Origin of the sequence: Polaromonas aquatica (assembly GCF_050626995.1) — a bacterium.
GTDB lineage: Bacteria > Pseudomonadota > Gammaproteobacteria > Burkholderiales > Burkholderiaceae_C > Polaromonas > Polaromonas aquatica_A.
Window position 1 is genome coordinate 3,899,250 of sequence record NZ_CP192467.1, and the last position, 22,913, is coordinate 3,922,162.

At 60.8% G+C, this 22,913-nt stretch carries 23 protein-coding genes; 21 read left to right on the top strand and 2 right to left on the bottom strand.

The features are described 5' to 3' along the window. Positions 1-20: 20 nt before the first annotated feature. The 21 genes from scpB (at position 21) to ACQ4MS_RS18730 (ending at position 20,985) form a co-directional block, all read left to right on the top strand. Positions 21-815 carry an SMC-Scp complex subunit ScpB gene (gene scpB, locus ACQ4MS_RS18630; protein WP_431096115.1) on the top strand — a complete coding sequence of 265 codons (795 nt, stop codon included), beginning with the start codon at positions 21-23 and terminating at the stop codon, positions 813-815. A gap of 3 nt (positions 816-818) precedes the next feature. Next, the gene (locus ACQ4MS_RS18635; protein WP_431096116.1) at positions 819-2,420 is read left to right on the top strand and encodes a pseudouridine synthase; all 1,602 of its coding nucleotides are present in this window, start codon (positions 819-821) and stop codon (positions 2,418-2,420) included. A 126-nt stretch (positions 2,421-2,546) separates the two neighbouring features. After that, entirely contained in the window at positions 2,547-2,972 is a 426-nt protein-coding gene (ndk, locus tag ACQ4MS_RS18640; RefSeq protein WP_122956648.1) for a nucleoside-diphosphate kinase, read from the top strand. 80 nt (positions 2,973-3,052) lie between these two features. Continuing rightward, complete coding sequence (rlmN, locus tag ACQ4MS_RS18645; protein ID WP_431096118.1) at positions 3,053-4,201, top strand: 23S rRNA (adenine(2503)-C(2))-methyltransferase RlmN; 1,149 nt, start codon at positions 3,053-3,055, stop codon at positions 4,199-4,201. After that, entirely contained in the window at positions 4,198-5,016 is an 819-nt protein-coding gene (gene pilW / locus ACQ4MS_RS18650; RefSeq protein WP_431096120.1) for a type IV pilus biogenesis/stability protein PilW, read from the top strand. Before rlmN ends, pilW begins: the two co-directional genes overlap by 4 nt. Continuing rightward, a complete protein-coding gene (locus tag ACQ4MS_RS18655; RefSeq protein WP_431096121.1) occupies positions 5,009-6,031 on the top strand; it encodes a helix-turn-helix domain-containing protein in 1,023 nt (340 codons plus the stop codon). Before pilW ends, ACQ4MS_RS18655 begins: the two co-directional genes overlap by 8 nt. Next, entirely contained in the window at positions 6,031-7,308 is a 1,278-nt protein-coding gene (gene ispG / locus ACQ4MS_RS18660; protein ID WP_431096123.1) for a flavodoxin-dependent (E)-4-hydroxy-3-methylbut-2-enyl-diphosphate synthase, read from the top strand. The genes ACQ4MS_RS18655 and ispG overlap by 1 nt, the downstream gene beginning before the upstream one ends. Positions 7,309-7,364: 56 nt before the next feature. After that, positions 7,365-8,663, top strand: a complete 1,299-nt coding sequence (gene hisS, locus ACQ4MS_RS18665) for a histidine--tRNA ligase (RefSeq protein WP_431096124.1) — start codon at positions 7,365-7,367, stop codon at positions 8,661-8,663. Between the two features lie 95 nt (positions 8,664-8,758). Then, a complete protein-coding gene (locus ACQ4MS_RS18670; protein ID WP_431096125.1) occupies positions 8,759-9,451 on the top strand; it encodes a YfgM family protein in 693 nt (230 codons plus the stop codon). Next, positions 9,448-10,602 (top strand): outer membrane protein assembly factor BamB, encoded by a 1,155-nt coding sequence (gene bamB / locus ACQ4MS_RS18675; RefSeq protein WP_431096127.1) that lies wholly within the window; start codon positions 9,448-9,450, stop codon positions 10,600-10,602. Before ACQ4MS_RS18670 ends, bamB begins: the two co-directional genes overlap by 4 nt. Positions 10,603-10,630: 28 nt before the next feature. Further along, positions 10,631-11,974 carry a ribosome biogenesis GTPase Der gene (gene der / locus ACQ4MS_RS18680; protein ID WP_431096129.1) on the top strand — a complete coding sequence of 448 codons (1,344 nt, stop codon included), beginning with the start codon at positions 10,631-10,633 and terminating at the stop codon, positions 11,972-11,974. 69 nt (positions 11,975-12,043) lie between these two features. Continuing rightward, entirely contained in the window at positions 12,044-12,295 is a 252-nt protein-coding gene (gene hfq, locus ACQ4MS_RS18685; protein ID WP_007871209.1) for an RNA chaperone Hfq, read from the top strand. 17 nt (positions 12,296-12,312) lie between these two features. Beyond that, positions 12,313-13,473 carry a GTPase HflX gene (gene hflX / locus ACQ4MS_RS18690; RefSeq protein ID WP_431096130.1) on the top strand — a complete coding sequence of 387 codons (1,161 nt, stop codon included), beginning with the start codon at positions 12,313-12,315 and terminating at the stop codon, positions 13,471-13,473. A 57-nt stretch (positions 13,474-13,530) separates the two neighbouring features. After that, entirely contained in the window at positions 13,531-14,949 is a 1,419-nt protein-coding gene (gene hflK / locus ACQ4MS_RS18695; protein ID WP_431096131.1) for an FtsH protease activity modulator HflK, read from the top strand. Between the two features lie 11 nt (positions 14,950-14,960). Continuing rightward, the gene (gene hflC, locus ACQ4MS_RS18700; protein WP_431096133.1) at positions 14,961-15,866 is read left to right on the top strand and encodes a protease modulator HflC; all 906 of its coding nucleotides are present in this window, start codon (positions 14,961-14,963) and stop codon (positions 15,864-15,866) included. A gap of 7 nt (positions 15,867-15,873) precedes the next feature. Beyond that, positions 15,874-16,062: a DUF2065 domain-containing protein gene (locus ACQ4MS_RS18705; RefSeq protein ID WP_431096135.1), complete on the top strand. Its 189-nt coding sequence runs from the start codon at positions 15,874-15,876 to the stop codon at positions 16,060-16,062. Positions 16,063-16,177: 115 nt separating this feature from the next. Next, positions 16,178-17,368: an ATP phosphoribosyltransferase regulatory subunit gene (locus ACQ4MS_RS18710; protein ID WP_431096136.1), complete on the top strand. Its 1,191-nt coding sequence runs from the start codon at positions 16,178-16,180 to the stop codon at positions 17,366-17,368. A 53-nt stretch (positions 17,369-17,421) separates the two neighbouring features. Beyond that, positions 17,422-18,762, top strand: coding sequence for an adenylosuccinate synthase (locus ACQ4MS_RS18715; RefSeq protein ID WP_431096137.1), 1,341 nt, complete (start codon positions 17,422-17,424; stop codon positions 18,760-18,762). Positions 18,763-18,837: 75 nt separating this feature from the next. Further along, a complete protein-coding gene (locus ACQ4MS_RS18720; RefSeq protein ID WP_431096138.1) occupies positions 18,838-19,362 on the top strand; it encodes a phosphoribosyltransferase in 525 nt (174 codons plus the stop codon). Positions 19,363-19,553: 191 nt separating this feature from the next. Beyond that, positions 19,554-20,732, top strand: a complete 1,179-nt coding sequence (locus ACQ4MS_RS18725) for a PLP-dependent transferase (protein ID WP_431096140.1) — start codon at positions 19,554-19,556, stop codon at positions 20,730-20,732. Positions 20,733-20,799: 67 nt separating this feature from the next. Continuing rightward, positions 20,800-20,985, top strand: a complete 186-nt coding sequence (locus ACQ4MS_RS18730) for a hypothetical protein (protein WP_431096141.1) — start codon at positions 20,800-20,802, stop codon at positions 20,983-20,985. A gap of 167 nt (positions 20,986-21,152) precedes the next feature. Here the strand turns inward: ACQ4MS_RS18730 and mnmH are convergent, their stop codons facing one another. Continuing rightward, positions 21,153-22,220 (bottom strand): tRNA 2-selenouridine(34) synthase MnmH, encoded by a 1,068-nt coding sequence (gene mnmH, locus ACQ4MS_RS18735; protein WP_431096142.1) that lies wholly within the window; start codon positions 22,218-22,220, stop codon positions 21,153-21,155. Next, on the bottom strand, positions 22,217-22,861 hold the full coding sequence (locus ACQ4MS_RS18740; protein ID WP_431096144.1) for an arylesterase: 645 nt from the start codon (positions 22,859-22,861) through the stop codon (positions 22,217-22,219). The genes mnmH and ACQ4MS_RS18740 overlap by 4 nt, the downstream gene beginning before the upstream one ends. Positions 22,862-22,913 lie beyond the last annotated feature (52 nt).

The following is a 22,913-nucleotide window of genomic DNA, read 5'->3' on the forward strand; positions in this document are numbered from 1 at the left end:
TTTTCGGAACGACCACAATCATGAATACGACGGATGCAAAGCGCGTCCTCGAGACAGCACTTATTTGCGCGCAGCAACCGCTGCCTTTGCGTGAAATGGGTGTCCTGTTCAACGGGGTACTCACAGCCGACAGCCTCAAGCTGGTGCTTGAAGAATTGCAGAACGACTGGTCGGGCCGCGGCGTTGAACTGGTGCACGTCGCGACGGGCTGGCGCTTTCAAAGCCGGCCCCAGATGCGCGAATACCTGGACCGCTTGCACCCCGAGAAACCCCCGCGCTACAGCCGTGCGACGCTGGAGACACTGGCCATCATTGCCTACCGCCAGCCCGTGACGCGCGGCGACATGGAAGACATCCGCGGTGTGACGATCAATAGCATGATTCTCAAGCAGCTCGAGGACCGCGGCTGGGTGGAGGTCATCGGCCATAGGGAGACTGTGGGACGGCCCGCGCTGTATGCGACCACCCGGCAATTCCTTGATGATCTGGGTGTGGAGTCGCTGGACCAGCTTCCGGTGATGGACCGCAATGCCTCCACGCCGGACGCAATGCTCGAGCAAATCGAATTCGGCATGGCCGGACTGGCCGATGGCGCGCCGCAACTGGATGGGCTGGAGCTTGCCCTGCGGGATGCCGTTGCCATTGAAGATATCACCGGAAAACCGGGCGATTCGGCCGACACCCCAGACACGGCCGAAGCGGCCGACATGCCGGAGCCCGCGGCGGCCTTGGCCGAGGCCCCTCCACAGTCCGCTGAGGACGGCGATTCCGAACCCTCCGAACAGGCCGGCGGCGATTTTCCCGCACGAATGTAAAAAATGACCCAACAAGATCCCCCCGCCTCCGAACCCGTGGACGTGCCCGCTGGTGAAGACCAGCCCAAGACGCTGTCCCAAGAGCCGCTTGTGCAGGATGCTCCCGAGGTGATCACGGCGGCGGAAGCCGACGCGGGGCGGCCGCCGCGGCTTGCCAAGGCGCGCAACGCCGCTCCCGCCGTCGGGGCGATACGGTTTGAAGACGTGGTGACGGGCCGGTTTGACGCAGACGAAGAAGACGTCGCCCTCGCGCCGCCCAAGCGCGTGCTGTCGCCGCAGCCGGAGACCCCCAAGCTGCACAAGGTGTTGGCCCAGGCCGGCCTGGGCTCGCGTCTCGAGATGGAGCAACTGATCCTCGAGGGGCGCATCTCGGTCAATGCTGAACCGGCCCACATCGGGCAGCGCATTCAGTTCGGTGATACGGTCAAGGTCAACGGCAAGCCGATCCGGGTGCGCATAGACCCGCCGCCGCCGCGCGTAATCGCCTATCACAAGCCTACGGGCGAAGTTGTCACGCACGACGACCCGCAGAACCGCCCGACGGTTTTCCGGCGCCTGCCCAAGCTGTTTCAGGGCAAATGGCAGTCGGTGGGGCGCCTTGACCTGAATACCGAAGGCTTGCTGTTGCTGACCAGCTCCGGCGAGCTCGCCAACAAGCTGATGCACCCGCGTTTCGGCCTGGAGCGCGAGTACGCGGTCCGCGTGCTGGGCGCGCTCAACAATGAAGAGAAAAAACGCCTGCTCGAAGGCGTGACCCTGGATGACGGTGTCGCCCAGTTCAGCTCCATCGAAGCCGGCGGCGGCGAGGGGGCCAATTGCTGGTACCGCGTCACTATTTCCGAGGGGCGCAACCGTGAAGTGCGGCGCATGTTCGAGGCGGTCGGCCATGCCGTCAGCCGCCTGATCCGCATCCGCTACGGCGCCATGGTGCTGCCGCGCGGCCTCAAGCGCGGTGCGTTTGTCGAACTGGACGAGCGCGATATCTGGGCCCTGACCAGCGCGCTGACGCGCTCCGAATCCCGCGCCGACCCGCGCGCTGCCAATGGAGGCCCGCAGGCGGGTGCGCCCGGCGGCGAGGGCGGCGAGGCGCGCCAGGGGCGTGGCCCGCGCAGGAACGAGCGGCCGCGCGGTGGGCGTGACCGCTTTGCGGCACCGCCGGCCGATATGAACCCCTCCAATGCCGCGCCGCAGGACGGCGCCGAGCAGGAGCCTGATGACTCGCAGCCGCCGCTTCCGCGCAACGATTCAGCGCCGCGAGGCAACCGGCGCCGCGGCGGAAAAGGCCGGGGGCAGGGCGGAAACGCCGGTCCCGGCCCGCGCAGCGGTCCGGCTCCCGGTAACGGCATGCAGGGGCAAAAACGGCGTGACGACCGCGGCGACAAGCTTCCCGGCGGCGCCCAGCCCGATCCCATGAAAACCTCGTTTGGTTATATCGGCGCCGACACTTTCACGCGGCAACGCCAGGGCCAGGGGCAACAGCGCCGCGGCGGCGGCTCGGGCATGGGCGGCGGTAACAACGCTGGCGGCCAGCGCCGCGGGGGCGGCGGTGGTGGAAACCGTGGGGGCGGCAATCGCGGCGGTGGGAACCGTGGCGGAAATCGCTGAGCCTCCGCAGAAGCACTCCGGATCACAGGGTTGATCTGAACCCAAGAGCCCACAGGTTAAAATCATGGGCTTTATTCAATTTTTGAATAATTTAAAAATCCAAAAAATCCCAGTTAAGGAACTCTCATGGCAATCGAACGCACTCTCTCCATCATCAAACCCGACGCAGTGGCCAAAAACGTGATCGGCCAGATCTACGCGCGTTTTGAAGCCGCCGGCCTGAAGGTCGTGGCCGCCCGCATGGCCCACCTGTCGCAAGGCGAGGCCGAGGCCTTCTACGCCGTGCACAAAGAGCGTCCTTTCTTCAAGGACCTGGTTTCCTTCATGATTTCCGGCCCGGTGATGATCCAGGCGCTGGAAGGCGAAGGCGCCATCCTGAAGAACCGCGACCTGATGGGCGCCACCGACCCGAAGAAGGCCGCTGCCGGCACCATTCGCGCCGACTTCGCTGACAGCATTGACGCCAATGCCGTGCACGGTTCCGACGCCGCGGAAACCGCCAAGGTGGAAATCGCCTTCTTTTTCCCCGGCATGAACGTCTACTCACGTTAAACCATGTCCGACCCCATGCCTTGCTACCCCTTTTCAGGGCCGTCGCTTGCTTGGGGCGGTTCTGTCGGTTGTCCGCTGCGATGACGACCAACCTTCTTGATTTCGATCTGGATGGTTTGGCCGCCTTTTGCGAGCGGCTCGGTGAAAAGCGCTTTCGCGCCACGCAGCTCTTTCGCTGGATCCACCAGAAGGGAGCGACCAATTTCACGCAGATGACGGACCTCGCGAAGTCCCTGCGCGAAAAGCTCACCGGTTCGGCCCATATCCAGGGGCCCAAAGTGGTCTCCCGCCACGAATCCGCCGATGGCACCATCAAATGGCTGTTCGACGTCGGCGCCGGCGATGTTATTGAAACCGTTTTCATTCCCGAAACCGACCGTGGAACCCTGTGCATTTCCTCGCAGGCAGGCTGCGCCGTCGGCTGCCGCTTCTGCTCGACGGGCCACCAGGGCTTCAGCCGCAACCTGACTACCGGGGAGATCATTTCGCAGTTGTGGTTCGCCGAACACTTCCTGCGTCAGCACCTGGGCCGCGAGGAGCGGGTGATTTCCAACGTCGTCATGATGGGCATGGGTGAGCCCCTGCAAAACTACGGGCAACTGGTTCCGGCGCTCAAGGTCATGCTGGACGACCACGGCTACGGCCTGTCGCGCCGCCGGGTGACCGTGTCCACCTCGGGCGTGGTGCCCATGATTGACCGCCTGGCCGGAGATTGTCCGGTGGCCCTGGCCGTCTCGCTGCATGCGCCCGAAGACGCGCTGCGCGACAACCTTGTGCCGCTGAACAAAAAATACCCCATCGCAGAATTGCTGGAAGCCTGCACCCGCTACCAAGCCTCGGCACCCCGTGATTTCATCACCTTCGAATACTGCATGCTGGACGGCGTGAACGACCAGCCGGAACATGCGCGCCAGTTGGTGTCGCTGGTCCAGACCCACGCGGCGCGCGGCCTGTCCTGCAAATTCAACCTGATTCCGTTTAACCCGTTTCCGGCTTCTGGCCTGAAGCGCTCCGATATGCCGCAAGTCACTGCATTTGCGAAAATCCTGATGGATGCGGGCATCGTGACCACCGTGCGCAGAACCCGCGGGGACGATATCGACGCGGCCTGCGGGCAGCTCGCGGGCGATGTGCAGGACCGCACTGGTGTTGACCAGCGCATGGCCGCCCAGCGGCAAGGTATGCTCGGGGGAATTAAAGTCGTTGTGGCCAAGGGGATGGATACATGAGGGTTCTTGTTACTATGATCTGGCTGCCGGCTTGTTTGTTGGTAGTGTTATTGACAGGGTGTGCCAATCAGCCGGGCACCGCCGGTTCCTCCTCCACCTCCGGTAGCCGTAGCGACATCGTCACCGAGTCAGATGAACCTGATCATCGCCGACGTGCTAGGTTGCGACTTGAACTGGCTACCGGCTATTTTGAACAGGGGCAGATTAACGTTGCGCTCGATGAAATCAAACAATCGTTGACGGCAGATCCTGGTTTTGCAGAGGCCTACAACTTGCGAGCGCTTGTGTACATGAGGCTCAACGATATTCCATTGGCTGAAGATAGCTTTCGCCGTGCCCTTGCGCTGAATCCTCGCGATGCAGATGTAGCGCATAACTACGGCTGGCTTTTGTGTCAGCAGGGCCGGTACAGCGATTCATTTAGATTATTTGCCCAAGCAATTGCTAATCCCACGTACGGCGGCAGGGCAAAAACCTTGATGACTCAAGGAATTTGCCAGCTCCGTGCAGGTCAACGCGCAGAAGCAGAGCAAAGCTTGTCTCAAGCTTATGAGTTGGATGCCGGTAATCCCATTATTGGATACAACCTTGCGAGCCTTCTGTATGAACGCGGTGATTTGACGCGCGCCCAGTTTTATATCCGCCGTTTAAATAACAGTGATTTGGCCAATGCCGAGACGCTCTGGTTAGGTATCAAAACTGAGCAAAAATTAAACAATCGGGATGCAGTTCGGCAGCTCGCTGATCAGCTGAAGAAACGTTTCGGACAATCCCGAGAGGCTGCGGCTTACGATAGAGGGGCATTCAATGAATGACGTGGTATTGCCGGCTGGGCAATCAGCATCCTCGATTGATCCGCCCGACACTGATCGAGATATCGCATCTGAACCCTCTGCGGGCATGCTGCTCCGCCAAGCGAGAGAGGCTGCAGGCATTCATATTGCAGCGCTTGCAGTATCTCTCAAGGTTCCCGTTAAGAAGCTTGAAGCGCTTGAACTGGACCGCTTTGACTTGCTGCCGGATGCTGTCTTTGTCAGGGCACTTGCTTCCAGTGTGTGCCGCAGTCTGAAGCTTGATGCTGCTCCCGTACTGGCGCGCTTGCCTCAAACCAGTGCCCCCAAACTGATTTATCAGAGTGCCGGTATCAATGCGCCGTTTCGCTCGCCTGGTGAAGGTCCCCGGCCTGCGATGTGGACGCAAGTTTCCAGGCCTGCGATATGGGCTGGCCTAGCCCTGCTGCTTGGGGCGCTGGTGTTGGTTTTCTTGCCGGTCAAGCAAGATGCTACTGATAATCAAACCGTTGGTGACGTGCAGTCGAGCGGTGTCGAGGCCGTAAAACCGTTGCCTGCAGCTGTGGCGATGACGGGTGGAGGCCTCATTGATGGTACCAAGCCTCTATTACCCGAAGGGCAAATCAATACGCCTTCTTCCGGCGTCAATGCTGCGGTTGTTGCGAGCCTTCCTTCTGTCCCTGCTACGTCAGAGTCAAACTCCTCGTCCATCCTGGCGCCTCCTGCTGTGACGCCGATTAGTCCAGCTTCGGCTCCTGGCGGTATTTCAGTTCCGGTCGCGCCCGCTTTGCAAGCAACACCGGCCGGCATTGTGACTTTTCGTGCCAACGGTGAATCCTGGGTAGAAGTGACAGATGCTAGAGGTGCGGTCGTGCTGCGTCGCACCCTGACAGCCGGGGAAGTGGCCGGTGCGTCCGGTACGTTGCCATTGGCCGCTGTTGTGGGTAAGGCTGATGCGACCCAGGTGCAAGTACGGGGCCGGGCTTTTGATCTGAGTGCCGTGGCCAGGGACAATGTTGCCCGATTTGAGGTGAAATAGTGCAGAAGGGTTGTCTTCCCATAGAGTCGGCTTTTCCCAAGGCGCGGCGATCTCTTCAGGCGCAGGTCGCTTGGGGAGGGCGAACTTTGACTGTTGGAGGCGATGCGCCGGTACGTGTCCAGTCTATGACAAATACGGACACGGTGGATGCCATTGGTACGGCAATCCAGGTGAAAGAGCTGGCGCTGGCCGGCTCTGAAATGGTCCGCATCACGGTTAATACGCCGGAGGCGGCAGCGGCTGTTCCGTATGTGCGTGAGCAACTGGACCGCATGGGCATCGACGTGCCATTGATTGGAGATTTTCATTACAACGGCCATCGGCTTTTAACCGACTACCCAGCTTGCGCGGAAGCCCTGTCCAAGTACCGTATCAACCCGGGTAATGTCGGCAAAGGCGATAAACGCGACCGGCAATTCGGCCAGATGATCGAAGTGGCCATGCGCTGGAAAAAGCCTATACGTATCGGCGTAAATTGGGGCAGCCTTGATCAGGAACTGCTGGCCAGCCTGATGGATGAGAACAGCGCGCGCCCCACGCCGTGGGATGCCCGGCAGGTGATGTATGAAGCGCTGATCACATCGGCAATTGATTCCGCGCGGCGCGCTGAAGAAATGGGAATGCCTCGCAACCAGGTCATCCTTTCCTGCAAGGTCAGCGGTGTTCAGGACCTGATCTCGGTTTACCGCGAATTGGCCAAGCGCACTGATCATGCGCTCCACCTTGGGTTGACTGAAGCGGGCATGGCAACCAAGGGGACAGTTGCTTCCGCAACGGCACTTTCAATTCTGCTGCAGGAAGGCATCGGCGATACCATTCGGGTTTCCCTGACACCCCAGCCGGGGGAGGCTCGCACACAGGAGGTGGTCATTGCCTCGGAAATCCTGCAGGCGTTGGGTCTGCGGACCTTCGTGCCAAGCGTGACGGCATGCCCAGGATGCGGCCGCACGACCAGCACAACCTTCCAGGAGCTGGCCAAGCAGATTGACGATTTTTTGCGGGCCCAGATGCCTGTCTGGCGGGAACAATATCCTGGTGTGGAAGGACTCAAGGTCGCCGTCATGGGCTGTATCGTCAACGGCCCGGGCGAGAGCAAGCACGCGGACATTGGCATCAGCCTGCCCGGCTCCGGTGAGGCACCTGCCGCGCCGGTCTTCATTGACGGCGAAAAGCGACTGACCCTGCGCGGTGACAACATTGCGCAAGAGTTCCAGGTCATTGTTGAAAACTACATTGAAAAGCGCTTTGGCACGCAATCCGTCGCTGAAGTTGCGTGATACCCATGGTTGAAAAAACGATAGCCACTGCGGTGGAGAAGCCCGCTTTGGCGAAAATGGAAAAGCTCACCGCTGTCAAAGGCATGAACGATATCCTGCCGCCAGAATCAGCCCGCTGGGAGTGGTTTGAGGCCAAGGTGCGTGCGCTGATGGCGCGCTATGCGTATGCCAACGTGCGTACGCCGATCGTTGAGCCGACGGCGTTGTTCGTGCGTGGCCTTGGCGAAGTCACAGACATTGTTGAAAAAGAGATGTATTCCTTCGTGGACTCGATGAACGGCGACAAGCTCACGCTGCGCCCAGAGGCCACAGCCGGCATCGTGCGAGCGATGGTAGAGCACAATGCTCTGTACAACGGACCCATGCGGGTCTGGTCCGCTGTGACGCTGTTCCGCCATGAGCGGCCGCAGAAGGGGCGCTACCGCCAATTCCACCAGATCGATGTCGAAGCCCTGGGCTTTGCCGGGCCCGATGTGGATGCCGAGCAGATCCTGATGTGCCGCGCGCTGCTGCGCGACCTGGGCATTCCCATGGAGCACGTACGGCTCGAACTCAACAGCCTGGGCCAGCCCGGCGAGCGCATGGCTCACCGCGCCGCGCTGATCGCCCACTTCGAAGCGCATGCCGACGTGCTGGACGAAGACGCCAGGCGCCGGTTGCACAGCAACCCGCTTCGCATCCTCGACACCAAGAATCCCGCCATGCAGGCCATCGTCGAAGCGGCGCCGCAGCTGATGGACTTCCTCGGTGAGGCTTCGCTCGCGCACCTGAACGCGGTGCGCGCGGTGCTCGATGCTGCTGGCGTGGCCTACCGCATCAACCCGCGCCTGGTGCGCGGCATGGACTATTACAACCTTACTGTGTTCGAGTGGATCACAGACAAGCTCGGCTCGCAGGGCACGGTCTGCGGTGGGGGGCGCTACGACGGCCTGTTCGAGCAGCTCGGCGGCAAGCCGACGCCTGCGGTCGGTTGGGGCATGGGGGTAGAACGCATGCTGCTGCTACTTGAAGCGGTTGGCGTGCTGCCGCCTGAAAACGCGCCCGACGCCTACGCCATCCTGCCGTCGACCGAGGCCTTGCCCGCCGCCATGGCGGCCTGTGAAGCCTTGCGCGGCGCGGGCGTCAATGTGCAGATGCACGGCGGCACGGCAGAAGGCATGGGCAGCATGAAATCCCAGTTCAAGAAGGCCGACGGCAGCGGCGCGCGCTATGCGCTGATTTTCGGCGCGGACGAGCTTGCCCAGGGCGGCGTGGCCGTCAAACACCTGCGTGGCGCAAAAGACCAGGCCTTGCAGGCCCAGGTGCTGCAGCCGCTGGCCGATGTGGCGGCCTGGGCCCACACCTTGCGCGGCTGAAGCGCCCGGCCGCACCCGCCGGGTGCGTGTTCCCAGGCCTCTACAATCAACTCAACTCAATCCGTGCCGTCATCGGGCAGAACTAGAAGACTTTTATGGCAAAACACCTCGATTTGGAAGAACAGGAACAGCTTGACGAGCTCAAGCACTTCTGGAAACAGTACGGCGACATGATCACCTGGGCCCTGATCGTGGTGCTTGGTACTTTTGCGGCGTGGAATGGATACCAGTACTGGCAGCGTAACCAGGCCGCCCAGGCTTCGGTTATGTACGACGAAGTCGAACGTGCGGTGCAATCCGGGGACGCGGCGAAAATCGACCGGTCATTGGCTGACATGAAAGACCGTTTTGGGCGGACAGCATTCGCCCAGCAGGCAGGCCTGCTTGCTGCCAAGGCTTATTACGACAAGGGCAATGTGGATGCTTCCCGCGCCGCCCTGAATTGGGTTGCTGAAAAGGCGACCGATGAAGGTTATCAGGCCATCGCCAGATTGCGCCTGGCCGGGCTGCTGCTCGAAAAGAAGTCCTATGACGAGGCTTTGCAGCAGCTTTCAGCCTCGTTCCCGAAAGACTTCGTGGCGTTGGCGGCTGACCGGCGCGGTGACATTCTGGCGGCGCAAGGAAAAAAGGCAGAGGCAAAAGCGGAATATGAGAAAGCCTACCAAGGTATTGACGAGCGCTCTGAGTATCGGCGTCTGGTTGAGGTCAAGCTCAATGCGCTTGGAGTAGATCCTGCAGGGCAAACCAAGGGCGCCGAGACGCCGTCCAATGCAGAGGTGAAGAAATGATTTATCAGTCCTTTAAGTCTCGGGTCCAGGCGATACGTGCGCCGGCAGCTATCTTTTTGATAGCGACTCTCGCCGGGTGTTCTTTGTTTGGCGGTGGCCCGGTTAAACCCCAGCCAGCGGAACTTCAGCCGATAACCCCTTTGGTAGCTGTGCGCCAAAGCTGGAACACCCGTGTTGGACAGGTGAATTTCCCCCTGGAGATGGGTGTCTCCGGCAACAGCGTGGCCGTTGCAAGCGGAGATGGCACCGTGGCCTTGCTGGACGCCCAAACCGGTCGTGACATCTGGCGTCTCGCGCTTGGTACGACGTTAGCCGCAGGTGTCGGAAACGACGGTAAAGTGGTTGCGGTTGTGACCCGAGCCAACGAAGTCGTCGCGCTGCAGGAGGGCAAGGAACTTTGGCGCCAAAAAATGGGTGCCCAGGCGTTTTCTGCTCCTTTTGTAGCTGGTTTAAGGGTCTTTGTGCTGGCGGCAGACCGCTCGGTTACGGCCTTTGACGGGCAAACTGGCCGTAAGCTCTGGACGCAGCAGCGGCCGAACGAACCCCTTGTGCTTCGTCAGTCCGGCGTCATGCTGGCAGTGGGCGATACGTTGGTTGTAGGTCTGGCAGGCCGCCTGGTAGGTCTGAACCCGTCCAACGGCAGTGTCCGCTGGGAGGCACCGATTGCCACACCCCGCGGCATCAATGATGTAGAACGGCTCGTCGACCTGGTTGGACGCGTGAGCCGGCAGGGCGATGTTGTTTGTGCGCGGGCATTCCAGGCCAGCGTTGGATGCGTCAACGCTGTGCGCGGCAGCCTGTTGTGGACCAAGCCGGCCAATGGCGTTCAAGGCATTGATGGCGATGACCGCCTGCTGTTCGGCACGGAGGCTGATGGCACGGTAAACGCTTGGCGCCGTACCGATGGTGAGCGCACCTGGTCCACGGACCGCCTGCGCTACCGCAGCCTGACGGCCCCCGTGGTGGTGGGGCGCTCTATCGCCGTCGGTGATTTTTCAGGTTATGTCCACCTGCTTTCCCGCGAGGACGGGTCGGTGCTCAATCGCTTGGCCACCGATGGCTCCGCGATCGCCGCAACACCTGTACTTGCAGGCAACACGCTGATTGCAGTGACCCGAAACGGCGGCGTTTACGGCTTCCAGCCCCAATAAGAGCCTACGGCTCTGCAGAAACTGATTGATGAAACCTGTCATAGCGCTAGTCGGTCGCCCCAATGTGGGTAAATCGACGCTTTTTAACCGGCTGACCAAGACGCGCGATGCGATCGTGGCCGATTTCGCCGGTCTGACGCGGGATCGTCATTACGGCAATGGAAAACTGGGCTCTCACGAGTACATCGTGATTGACACTGGTGGGTTTGAGCCGGATGCGGCGTCCGGTATTTACAAGGAAATGGCCAAGCAAACCCGGCAAGCGGTCGCCGAAGCCGATGTTGTGGTGTTTGTGGTGGATGCGAGAGCCGGCATCAGCGCGCAAGACCACGACATCGCCAAATACTTGCGCAAGCTGGGCAAACCCACCGTACTGATTGCCAATAAAGCCGAAGGCATGACCGAAGGTGTACAACTGTCCGAGTTCTTTGAGCTGGGCCTGGGCGAGGTGCTGGCGGTTTCCGCCTCACACGGCCAAGGTATGCGCACGCTTGTCGACATGGCGTTGGCTCCGCTGAATTTGCCGGATCCCGATGAAGAAGCCGAGTCTCAGGATCCTTCCGTGATCCGGCTGGCTGTGGCCGGGCGCCCCAATGTTGGGAAATCCACGCTGATCAATACCTGGCTGGGAGAAGAGCGCCTGGTGGCGTTTGACTTGCCCGGTACGACCCGGGACGCCATCTCAGTGCCTTTTGAGCGCGCCGGCCAGAAGTTTGAACTGATCGACACGGCTGGACTGCGCCGTAAAGGCAAGGTTTTCGAAGCCATCGAGAAATTTTCTGTCGTCAAGACCCTGCAGGCTATCGAAAACGCCAATGTGGTGCTTCTGTTGCTGGACGCTACCCAGGGTGTGACTGACCAGGATGCCCATATCGCCGGTTACATTCTGGAAAGCGGCCGATCAGTCGTACTGGCCATCAACAAGTCGGACGCGGTGGACTCCTACCAACGTGAGCTGCTGGAGCGGTCCATTGAAACCCGGCTGGGCTTCCTCAAGTTCGCTGCCATCCATCCAATCTCGGCCATCAAACGCCAGGGACTGGGGCCTGTCTGGAAGTCCATTGTTCAGGCCCATGCTTCGGCCAATCGCAAAATGTCCACGCCGGTGCTGACGCGGCTGTTGCTGGAGGCTGTGCAGTTCCAGCAGCCGCAGCGCTCGGGCGTGTTCCGCCCCAAACTGCGTTATGCCCACCAGGGCGGGATGAACCCGCCCATCATCATCATCCATGGCAATTCGCTGGAGCATGTCACCGAGTCGTACAAGCGCTACCTGGAAGGGCGGTTCCGCAAGGAGTTCGACCTGGTCGGCACGCCCCTGCGAATCCAGATGAAGAGCTCCCACAACCCCTTTAAGGACAAGGAATCGGCCTAGGACTACATGGCTGGATCCCTGCCCTGTGGTAAGGTCAGGTTCTATTAACTTTTGAACACGGAAAATATCGTGAGCAATAACAAAGGCCAGCTCTTGCAGGATCCATTTCTCAACACCTTGCGTCGCGAGCATGTTCCTGTTTCCATCTATCTCGTCAACGGGATCAAATTGCAGGGTCAGATCGAATCCTTCGATCAATACGTGGTTTTGCTTCGCAACACTGTGACCCAAATGGTCTACAAGCATGCGATTTCCACCATCGTTCCGGGCCGCGCGGTGAATTTCGCGACCAGCGAGTCTGAAGAAAGCCCCGCCAGCTGAGTTCGTCCGATGCTGCGGTGAACTCGAGACCCCTCGTGCTTCTAGTGGGGGTCGATCTCGGGTTTCCGAATTTTGATGCTGACTTGCAGGAACTGGGTTTGCTCGCGCAAACGGCGGGCCTGCAGCCGGTTGCGCGCGTCAGCTGCAGACGCAAGGCCCCTGATGCGGCGCTCTTCATCGGTAGCGGCAAGGCCGACGAGATCAAGCTGCTCGCGCTGGATACTGGTGCCACCGAAGTCCTGTTCGACCAGTCCCTCAGCCCGGCGCAACAACGCAATCTGGAGCGGCATCTGGATATGCCGGTCAACGACCGGACTCTGCTGATTCTCGAAATCTTCGCCCAGCGCGCGCGCAGTCACGAGGGCAAGCTTCAGGTCGAGCTGGCGCGGCTGCAATACATGTCCACGCGCCTGGTCCGCCGCTGGTCCCACCTGGAGCGGCAGACCGGTGGCGCCGGCGTGCGTGGTGGTCCTGGCGAAAAGCAGATCGAGCTCGACAAACGCATGATCGGCGATGCCATCAAGCGCACCAAGGAGCGTCTGGCCAAGGTCAAAAAGCAGCGGCAGACCCAGCGCAAGCAACGCGAGCGCCGCAATTCCTTCACGATTTCCCTGGTGGGCTATACCAATGCGGGTAAATCCACGCTTTTTAATGCGCTTGTTAAAGCGCGTGCCTATGCCGCCGACCAGCTGTTCGCAACGCTAGACACTACAACGAGACAACTTTACCTGGGGGATGCCGCGCGGTCGGTATCGCTCTCGGACACCGTGGGGTTCATCCGCGACCTGCCGCACGGCCTGATAGACGCCTTTGCCGCGACTTTGGAGGAGGCGGCGGACGCCGACCTGCTGTTGCATGTGGTGGACGGCGCCAACCCTGATTACCTTGAGCAAATCGAGCAGGTTCAGCGCGTGCTCGCGGAAATTGGCGCGGCCGACGTGCCGCAAATACTGGTGTTCAACAAGCTGGACGCTATTGAAAAGGACAGCTTGCCCCTGCATTTGCAGGATATGTTCGAACTCAGGGATGCTTTTGAGGGCTCTAGCCGCAGTGTTGAACGGGTGTTCGTGAGTGCGCAGACCGGAGAAGGGTTGCCGCTTTTGCGGACGCTGCTGGCTGGCTATGCAACCAATCCACCCGGCGATGAAATCCCCCAAACTGTCGAGGACCTTGCCTGATAAGGCAATTTCATTAGGCACAATGTCGGTTATTGAAAAAAATGTGAGTTTGATCCCATGAATCTGAACCCCGTGCTGCAGACGTTGACGACCTTACCGGGCCGGCTCAAGCAACGCGCCCAAGGCATGTTCAATCTCAATGATCCGCGATGGGGCCGGGATGACGACAAGGCCTCGTCCGACGACAGCAAGCCCGACGCTCCCCGCGACGACAAGCAGCCGCAACGGCCTGCCGGCCGTCCGCAAGGGCAGGGCCCCAACCAGGGACCGCCCGACCTAGACGAGCTTTGGCGCGATTTCAACCGCAAGCTGGGCGGGCTTTTCGGCGGCGGCAAGAACAATCCCAACCGCGGCGGTTTTGGCCGCGGCAATGGCGGTGGCGGCGGAAATAACGGCGGCTTCCAGCCCGACATGAAAAGCGCCGGCATCGGTGTTGGCCTGATCGCCAGTGTTGCCGTGCTGATCTGGCTGGGAACCGGCTTTTTCATCGTCCAGGAAGGGCAGCAGGCTGTCATTACCCAGTTCGGCAAATACCATTCCACCGTAGGCGCGGGTTTTAACTGGCGCCTGCCTTATCCGGTGCAACGCCATGAGATCGTGGTGGTCACGCAGATCCGCTCGGTGGACGTAGGCCGCGACGTGATCATCAAGGCCACAGGGCTGCGTGATTCCGCCATGCTGACTGAAGACGAAAACATCGTCGAAATCAAGTTTGCCGTGCAGTACCGACTGAACGATGCTCGCGCTTACCTGTTTGAAAGCAAGGATCCGGCCGCCGCGGTTGTTCAGGCCGCTGAAACCGCGGTCCGCGAAGTGGTCGGAAAAATGAAAATGGACTTGGCTCTTGCCGAGGAACGTGATCAGATCGGGCCGCGCGTGCGCGTCCTGATGCAAACGATCCTTGATCGCTACAAGGTCGGTGTTGAGGTGGTGGGTATCAACCTGCAGCAAAGTGGTGTACGCCCTCCCGAGCAGGTACAGGCGGCGTTTGACGATGTTCTCAAGGCCGGCCAGGAGCGCGAACGTGCCAAGAACGAAGCCGAGGCTTATGCCAACAACGTGATTCCGCGTGCCGTCGGTTCTGCCTCACGCCTCAAGGAAGAATCCGAGGCCTACAAAGCCAAAATTGTTGCGCAGGCTCAGGGTGACGCGCAGCGTTTTCGTTCCGTGCTGACCGAATACCAGAAGGCGCCGCAGGTGACCCGCGACCGCATGTATACCGATGCCATGCAGCAGGTGTATTCCAGCGTCACAAAGGTGATGGTGGAATCCCGCCAGGGATCTAACTTGCTGTATCTGCCCTTGGACAAAATCATGCAAATGACAGCGCAAGGTGATGCCGCCGTTAACGCAGATGCGGCGCTGGTTCCCGGAGCGGCTTCATCGTCGTCGATACCTGCCGCACCGGTTTCCAGCTTGCCCCTCGACGCCCGCTCCCGCGATGCCTCCCGCACGCGCGATCGTGAAACACGCTAAGGAAAACGATCGTGAATAGAGTTGGATTTATAGTTTCTTCGTTGCTGGTAATCTTGGCGCTGCTCAGCTCCACGTTGTTTGTGGTCGATCAGCGGCAGTTTGGCGTGGTGTATGCCTTGGGGCAGATCAAGGACGTGGTGACCGAGCCAGGCCTTCATTTCAAGCTGCCACCGCCTTTCCAGAACGTGTCTTACATCGACAAGCGGCTGTTGGTGCTGGACAGCGTGGATGCCGAGCCCATGCTGACAGCCGAAAAACAGCGTGTGGTGATTGACTGGTATGTTCGCTGGCGCATCACGCAACCCACTGACTACATCCGTAATGTGGGCCTGGATGAAAAAGCCGGTGCGAACCAGCTCAATCGTGTAGTTCGAAACGCCTTTCAGGAAGAAATCAACAAACGTACCGTCAAGGACTTGCTGTCCCTGAAACGTGAGGCGCTGATGGCCGATGTCAAACGCGAAGTCCAGCAAGCCGTGCAGGGTGCTCAGCCTTGGGGTATGGAGGTGGTTGACGTGCGGATCACGCGCGTGGACTATGTGGAAGCGATCACTGATTCTGTTTACAAGCGCATGGTGGCAGAGCGCCAGCGTGTGGCCAATGAACTGCGCTCTACCGGTTTGGCGGAAGGCGAAAAAATCCGCGCCGACGCAGATCGCCAGCGTGAAGTCACTATCGCCAATGCTTACCGTGATGCGCAAAAGGTCAAGGGTGAGGGTGATGCCGAAGCCGCCCGTACCTATGCTGAGTCCTTTGGCCGCGACCCTCAGTTTGCACAGTTCTACCGCAGCCTGGATGCGTACAAGGCCAGCTTCAACAAGAAGAGCGACGTGATGGTGCTCGACCCTTCGTCCGACTTCTTCAAGGCCATGCGCGGCCCCGGTTCCGGTAGCGGCGCCGCACCTGCCAAAAAATAAAACCGTCGTGGACGGCAACACCTTCTGGCTGGCACTGGCCCTGATGCTTGTCATCGAAGGCCTGTTGCCTTTCATTTCCCCGGGCGGCTGGCGCCGTATGTTCGAGCAGATACTGACCCTGGGCAACGGCCAGATCCGTTTCTTTGGACTGTGCAGCATTGCAGCCGGGATGGTTCTCTTGGTGTTGCTGAGCTGAAGTTTGCGTAGCTGGGCCAGTATTTCCGGCTGAGTGCCTTATCCAGTCTGCCGCAGGCCGAAAACCGGCTTGAAGCCCGGTAAAATGCTGTTTTTAACAGCCCACGAAAATTACAATGCCCGCCTGGTCGTCATCATGGCAATTGCCCGATCAAATTGCCGATGTCCTGCCCTCCGAGGCGCGCCATATCGAAGAGCTGCGCCGCCTGTTCCTGGACACTGCCCGCAGCTATGGTTATGAGCTGGTCATGCCGCCGCTGCTTGAGCACCTGGAATCGCTTCTGACCGGCACTGGTGAAGCACTCGATTTGCAAACCTTCAAGCTGGTTGACCAGCTCTCTGGCCGCACCCTGGGCCTGCGCGCCGACACCACACCCCAAGTCGCCCGCATCGATGCACATCTGCTCAACCGCAACGGCGTTGCCCGTCTCTGTTACTGCGGCCCCGTGCTGCATACCCGCACCGATCGCCCACACGCCACCCGTGAGCCATTGCAGTTTGGCGCTGAAATCTACGGCCATGCCGGTCTCGAGGCCGACCTGGAGGCCCAGCAGCTGGCGCTGGAGGGCCTTAAAGCCGCCGGCGTGACCGCATTGAGCGTCGACATGGCGGACGTGCGCATCGTCAACAGCCTGCTGGCTGGCGCCACCGTCAGCGGCAAGACCCTGGCGCTCATCCACACCGCGCTGGCAGCGAAGGACGCGAGCGAGCTCGACAGCCTCACCGCCAGCCCGAGCAGCGGCATCTCCGCAGAAGCGCGTGCCGGCCTCAAGGCGCTGCTGCAGCTTTACGGCGACGAAAAAGTCCTGGCCGAAGCCGAAAAAGCCTTGCCGCCCTCGACCGGCCTCAAAGCGGCGCTGCAAAACCTCAAATGGCTGGCCGCCCACACTGGCGGCGAAAAAGGCGAGGTCAAGGTCAGTTTCGACCTGGCCGACCTGCGCGGCTACGCTTACTACAGCGGCACGCGCTTTGCCATCTACGGGCAGGGCGCCGAACTTGTACGCGGCGGCCGTTACGACGAAGTCGGCGCCGTGTTCGGCCGTAATCGCCCGGCGGTGGGCTTCAGCCTGGACTTGAAGGAGTTGGTCAGTGTGTTGCCACCCCGACCCCTGAGGGCTGCCATCCGTGCGCCCTGGAGCGAAGACGCCGGCCTGCGTGCGGCGATTGCCCGTCTGCGCGCAGACGGCGAAACCGTGGCTTGCGTGCTGCCCGGTCATGAACACGAAGTCAACGAATTCGATTGCGACCGCGAACTGGCCCACGCTGCCGGTCAATGGATGGTCCAGCCTCTCAAGAAAGCCGCATGAGGGGCTTGCGCTCTGTCCGGCTTGATCCCAACGAACCTTAACGAGAATTGAAGATGACAAACAAACAAACCGCAACGGCGGGCCGCAATGTCGTGGTCGTGGGCACCCAGTGGGGTGACGAAGGCAAGGGGAAGCTGGTCGACTGGCTGACCGAGATGTCGCAAGGCGTGGTGCGCTTCCAGGGCGGCCACAATGCCGGCCACACGCTGGTCATCAATGGGGTCAAGACTGCGCTGCACCTGATTCCCAGCGGCATCATGCGCCCGGGCGTGAAGTGCTACATCGGCAACGGCGTGGTGCTGTCGGCCGCCAAGTTGTTTGAAGAAATCGAAGGTCTGGAAAAAGCCGGCGTTGAGGTGCGTTCCCGCCTGCGCGTCAGTGAAGCTTGCCCGTTGATCCTGCCTTTTCACGTCGCGCTGGATGTGGCGCGCGAGGCCTACCGCGAGAAGGGTGGCACCACCAAGATCGGCACCACCGGCCGCGGCATCGGCCCTGCGTATGAAGACAAGATCGCCCGCCGCGCGCTGCGCGTGCAGGACCTCAAATATCCCGACCGCTTCGCTGCCAAGCTGCGTGAACTGCTGGACCTGCACAACTTTGTGCTCACCGGCTACCTGCACGCGCCGGCAGTCGACTTCGACACTGTCTACGCCGAAGCCATGCGCCACGCCGAGCTGCTCAAGCCCATGATGGCAGACGTCTCGCGGGAACTCAACGATGCCAATGAGGGTGGCGCCAACCTGCTGTTTGAAGGCGCGCAAGGCACCTTGCTCGACGTGGATCACGGCACCTATCCCTATGTCACTTCCAGCAATTGCGTGGCCGGCAACGCCGCCGCCGGCGCGGGCGTGGGCCCGGGCATGCTGCACTACATTCTCGGCATCACCAAGGCTTATTGCACGCGCGTAGGCGGCGGACCTTTCCCGACCGAACTCGACTGGGAAAAGCCCGGTACCGTGGGCTACCACCTCAGCACCGTGGGCGCCGAAAAGGGCGTGACCACCGGCCGCAGCCGCCGCTGCGGCTGGTTTGACGCGGCGCTGCTCAAGCGCTCGGCCCAGGTCAACGGCCTGTCGGGCCTGTGCATCACCAAGCTCGATGTGCTGGACGGCATCGACGAGCTCAAGCTGTGCACCGGTTACGAACTTGACGGCCACATCACCGACATCCTGCCGATGGGCGCTGAAGAAATCGAGCGCTGCAAACCCATTTACGAGACCCTGCCGGGGTGGAGCCAGAGCACGGTCGGCGTTACCCAATACGACAAGCTGCCAGCCGCAGCACAGAAATACCTGCACCGGATTGAAGAGGTCACCGGTGTGCCGATCCACATGATCTCCACCAGCCCGGACCGTGACCACACTATCCTGCTGCGCAATCCGTACGCCGCCTAGTCACAAAAATCTAGCCAAACATGCACCGAGCCCAGTAAGAACGGGCGTAATAAGCTATCAAATCAGGAGCATCCCATGTTGACAGAAGACGGCAAGCATCTCTATGTGAGTTACGACGAGTACCACAACCTGATTGAAAAACTGGCGATCAAGATCCACCAGTCCGACTGGAAGTTCGACACCATCCTGTGCCTGGCCCGTGGCGGCATGCGCCCCGGCGACATCCTGTCGCGCATCTTCGACAAACCGCTGGCCATCATGTCCACCAGCTCCTACCGCGCCGACGCCGGTATGACGCAGGGCAACCTCGACATCGCCCGCTTCATCACCACGCCCAAGGGCGAGATCGCAGGCAAGGTGCTGCTGGTCGACGACCTGGCCGATTCAGGACACACGCTCAACGCCGTGATCCACCAGCTCAAGAACAATTACAAACCCATCACGGAGCTGCGCAGCGCGGTGATCTGGACCAAGGGTGTGTCTACCTTCCAACCGGACTATTCGGTGGAGCTGCTGCCGACCAATCCGTGGATTCACCAGCCGTTTGAAGGCTATGACTCGCTCTCGCCAGAGCAGCTCATGGCCAAATGGAAAATATAAGCCCCCACGCTTTTCACTGCGTCTTCGACTTCGTGTAATGCACTGCCCCCTGAGGGGGCCGCTGCGCCTGCGGCCCGGCGAAGCCGGTTCCGCGGCCCCTGCTTGAATAGAAGCGGGTTCTACGGAGGGCGGCTTTTAAGCTTTTGTTCCGCTGCTCTTCATGCCTCCGGGCTTGCCGTTAATATCTGCGGATGAGCGACATATCTACCCAACTGATTCACCACCCCTACAAACCACCTACAGGCTTTGACGCGATTCCGCCCGGGGTTTACAAAGCTTCGACCATTGCCTTTCCGACCGTCGCCGCGCTGCGCAGCCGCGACTGGAAGCACAAGACGGGCTACACCTACGGCCTGCACGGAACCCCCACCACCTTCACGCTCGAAGAACGCATCGCCACCCTGGAAGGCGGCAAGTACTGCACCCTGGTGCCCAGCGGCCTGGCGGCAGTGGTGCTGGTCGGCATGGCGCTGCTCAAGGCGGGCGACGAGCTCCTGATTCCCGACAACGCCTACGGGCCCAACAAGAGCTTTGCGCAGGGCGAATTGGCCGCCTGGGGCATCACCCACCGCTTTTACGACGCGATGAACCCGGCCGACCTGGCGGCCAAGCTGGGCCCGAAAACCCGGCTGGTGTGGGTAGAGGCCCCGGGCTCCATCACGCTGGAGTTTCCCGACATGCCCGCACTGGTTGCGGCCGTCAAGGCGCACAAGGATGCACATCCCAGCGGCATCGTCACCGCGCTGGACAACACCTGGGGCGCCGGCCTGGCCTTTAACGCCTTCGACCTGGGGCTCGATATTTCGGTCCAGGCCCTGACCAAGTACCCGAGCGGCGGCGCCGACGTGCTGATGGGCTCTGTTGTCACACGCGACGAGGCTTTGCACCACCTGGTCCATTTTTGCCACATGCGCGTCGGCTACGGAATAGGGGGCAATGATGCCGAACTGGTGCTGCGCGGCCTGAACAGCATGGCTTTGCGCTACGCCGCGCAGGATGCCGCCACGCGTGAGCTGGCCAGCTGGCTGCAAACCCGGCCGCAGATCGCAGCCGTGCTGCACCCGGCCTTGCCCGGCTCGCCCGGCCATGACACCTGGAAGCGCGACTGCGCGGGCGCCGCCTGCCTCATGAGCGCGGTTTTCAGGCCGGAGTTCACCCAGGAGCGGGTGGATCGCTTCTGCGACAGCCTTAAGCTCTTCAAGCTGGGTTACAGCTGGGCCGGCCCGATGAGCCTGTGCGCCCCGTACGACATACCAGCCTTGCGCACCACGCCGTGGCCGCACAAAGGTGGCCTGGTGCGCTTTTCGGTAGGCCTGGAAGCCGTTGCAGACCTGCAGGCGGACATTGCCCAGGCACTGGAAAAAGCCTGACCAAAGGCTTGGCATGTCGTGACGTCAATGCAGTACAGTAAGGGTTACTTATTCACGAAAGCACGCAGTGGCAACTCCCAATTACTCTTACGAAAAGCGCCAGAAAGAGCTTGCGAAAAAACGCAAAAAAGAAGAAAAGCTCAAGCGCAAGGCAGAGGGCAAGCCGGATGATGCCGCCGACGATGGAAGTGATGCGCCTGATACCGACGGCGACACCCCGGATGGCGTGCCACCTGCAGGTCCACTTCCCTGAGGGGCTTGGTTACCATCAAAAATGGCTGCAGGCCTTAATTGACGGGCGCAAGCAGCTATTGATCTGATAGCAAAAAATCCTGACCATACGGGGTCAAGGCCTGGGCAAGAAGCGGCAGGCAATCAAAAACCCGGCGGCACCTGCGAAGGTGCGCCGGGTTTGTCGTTTCAGAAGGCGGGACTTTCCGCCCGCAGGGCTTGCGCCAGCGCGGACATGGCTGCGGCGCTGCGATCTTGCGGCGAGAGCACGCGGGCCGACGCGTGTCCGGAAAAGTTGCGCTGCATCGACTGCAGATAGCCCGGGTCATAGTGTTTGACCAGTAGTTCGCGCACCACGGAAGCGACATCGCCGCTGCGGGCGCGTGCCTGCCAATCCTGCACGGTGGCCTTGCCGCGCGCTTCCGTCAGCGCACCCAGGCGCTCACAGAAAAAGGCGATGTCCTTCACAAAAAAGTCATAGTCTTCCAGCAGCAGGGCCACCCGCTCATCTTCCGGCAAGTCCAGCTGCAGGCATGGGCTGGCGCGCATGGCAGTGATCAGGCCTTCGGGCACGGCCACATTTCCGACTTTTTTACTTTCGCTTTCAATGTAGACCGGCTGGGCCGGGTCGAAGCGCTTCAGTGCAGCCCAGATGCTGGTGTCAAAGGCCTTTTGGCTGGGTTGCGGCACGCCTGGGATGGCGCCCAGCACCGAACTACGGTGGTTGGCCAGGGCTTCCAGGTCCAGAACCTGCGCGCCTTCAGCCTCCAGGGCTTGCAGCAACCGCGTCTTGCCAGAACCCGTGGGGCCGCATACGACACGGTAGCTGAAGCTGCCGGCAAGCTGTGGCAAATCGGTCACCAGCGCGGCCCGAAACGCCTTGTAACCGCCGTCCACCAGCGTTACCTTGAAGCCGATCTGGTCAAGCACCAGGGCCAGGGAGCCGCTGCGCTTGCCGCCGCGCCAGCAATAAAGCAGCGGCTGCCATTCCCGGGGTTTGTCCAGCACGTCTCGCTGGATGTGCTCCGCGATATTTTTGGCCACCAGCGCCGCGCCCAGTTTTTTGGCTTCGAACTGGCTGATCTGCTTGTAGCGGGTGCCGACGATTTTGCGCTCTTCGTCGTGCAGGCTGGGCCAGTTCACCGCACCGGGAAGGTGGTCTTCGGCATATTCGCCTTCGCTGCGCGCGTCAATCACAACGGAATAATTTCCGAGTGCTCCAAGCGCCTCTTCGGCAGAAATGCGCTCTACGCTCACTTGATCAGTTTCTTCAGTTCGGGCCACACATTGGCGAGCATTTTTGCCTGAGACTGCTCATTGGGATGGATCCGGTCGGCCTGGAAGCTGGCCAGCGGATCGGCCGCGTCGGCAACGCCCTTCAGAAAGAAGGGCACCACGGCCACTTTTTCGGCCTTGGCGACCTTGCCGAAAAGCCCGGAAAACGTGGCCGCGTAAGCGCTGCCGTAGTTGGGCGGTACCTGCATGCCCACCAGCAGCACACGCGCTCCTGATTTTTTGGAAGCCTGGGTCATTGCAACGAGGTTTCTTTCGGTCATGTCCAGCGGCAATCCGCGCAGGGCATCGTTGCCGCCCAGTTCAATGACCACCACGGCGGGCTTGTGCTGTGCCAGCAGTGCCGGCAGCCGGGAACTGCCACCTGAGGTTGTGTCGCCGCTGATGCTGGCATTGACCACTTTGGCGGCCTTTTTTTCGCTGGCCAATTGCTTTTCGAGCAGCGGAACCCAGCCGGTTCCGCGTTTGAGCCCGTATTCGGCACTCAGTGAGTCACCAACGACCAGAATGGTTTCACTTTTGGCGGCCGGCGTTTGCGCGCTGGCAGGCTGGGCGCCAGCGCCCACGGCAGCGGCCAGAAGCAGCGCTCCCAAAGGTTTTAGCAAACGGTTTGCCGCTGAAAGGACAAGCTTGGTAAAGTCTGAATTCATATTTCCT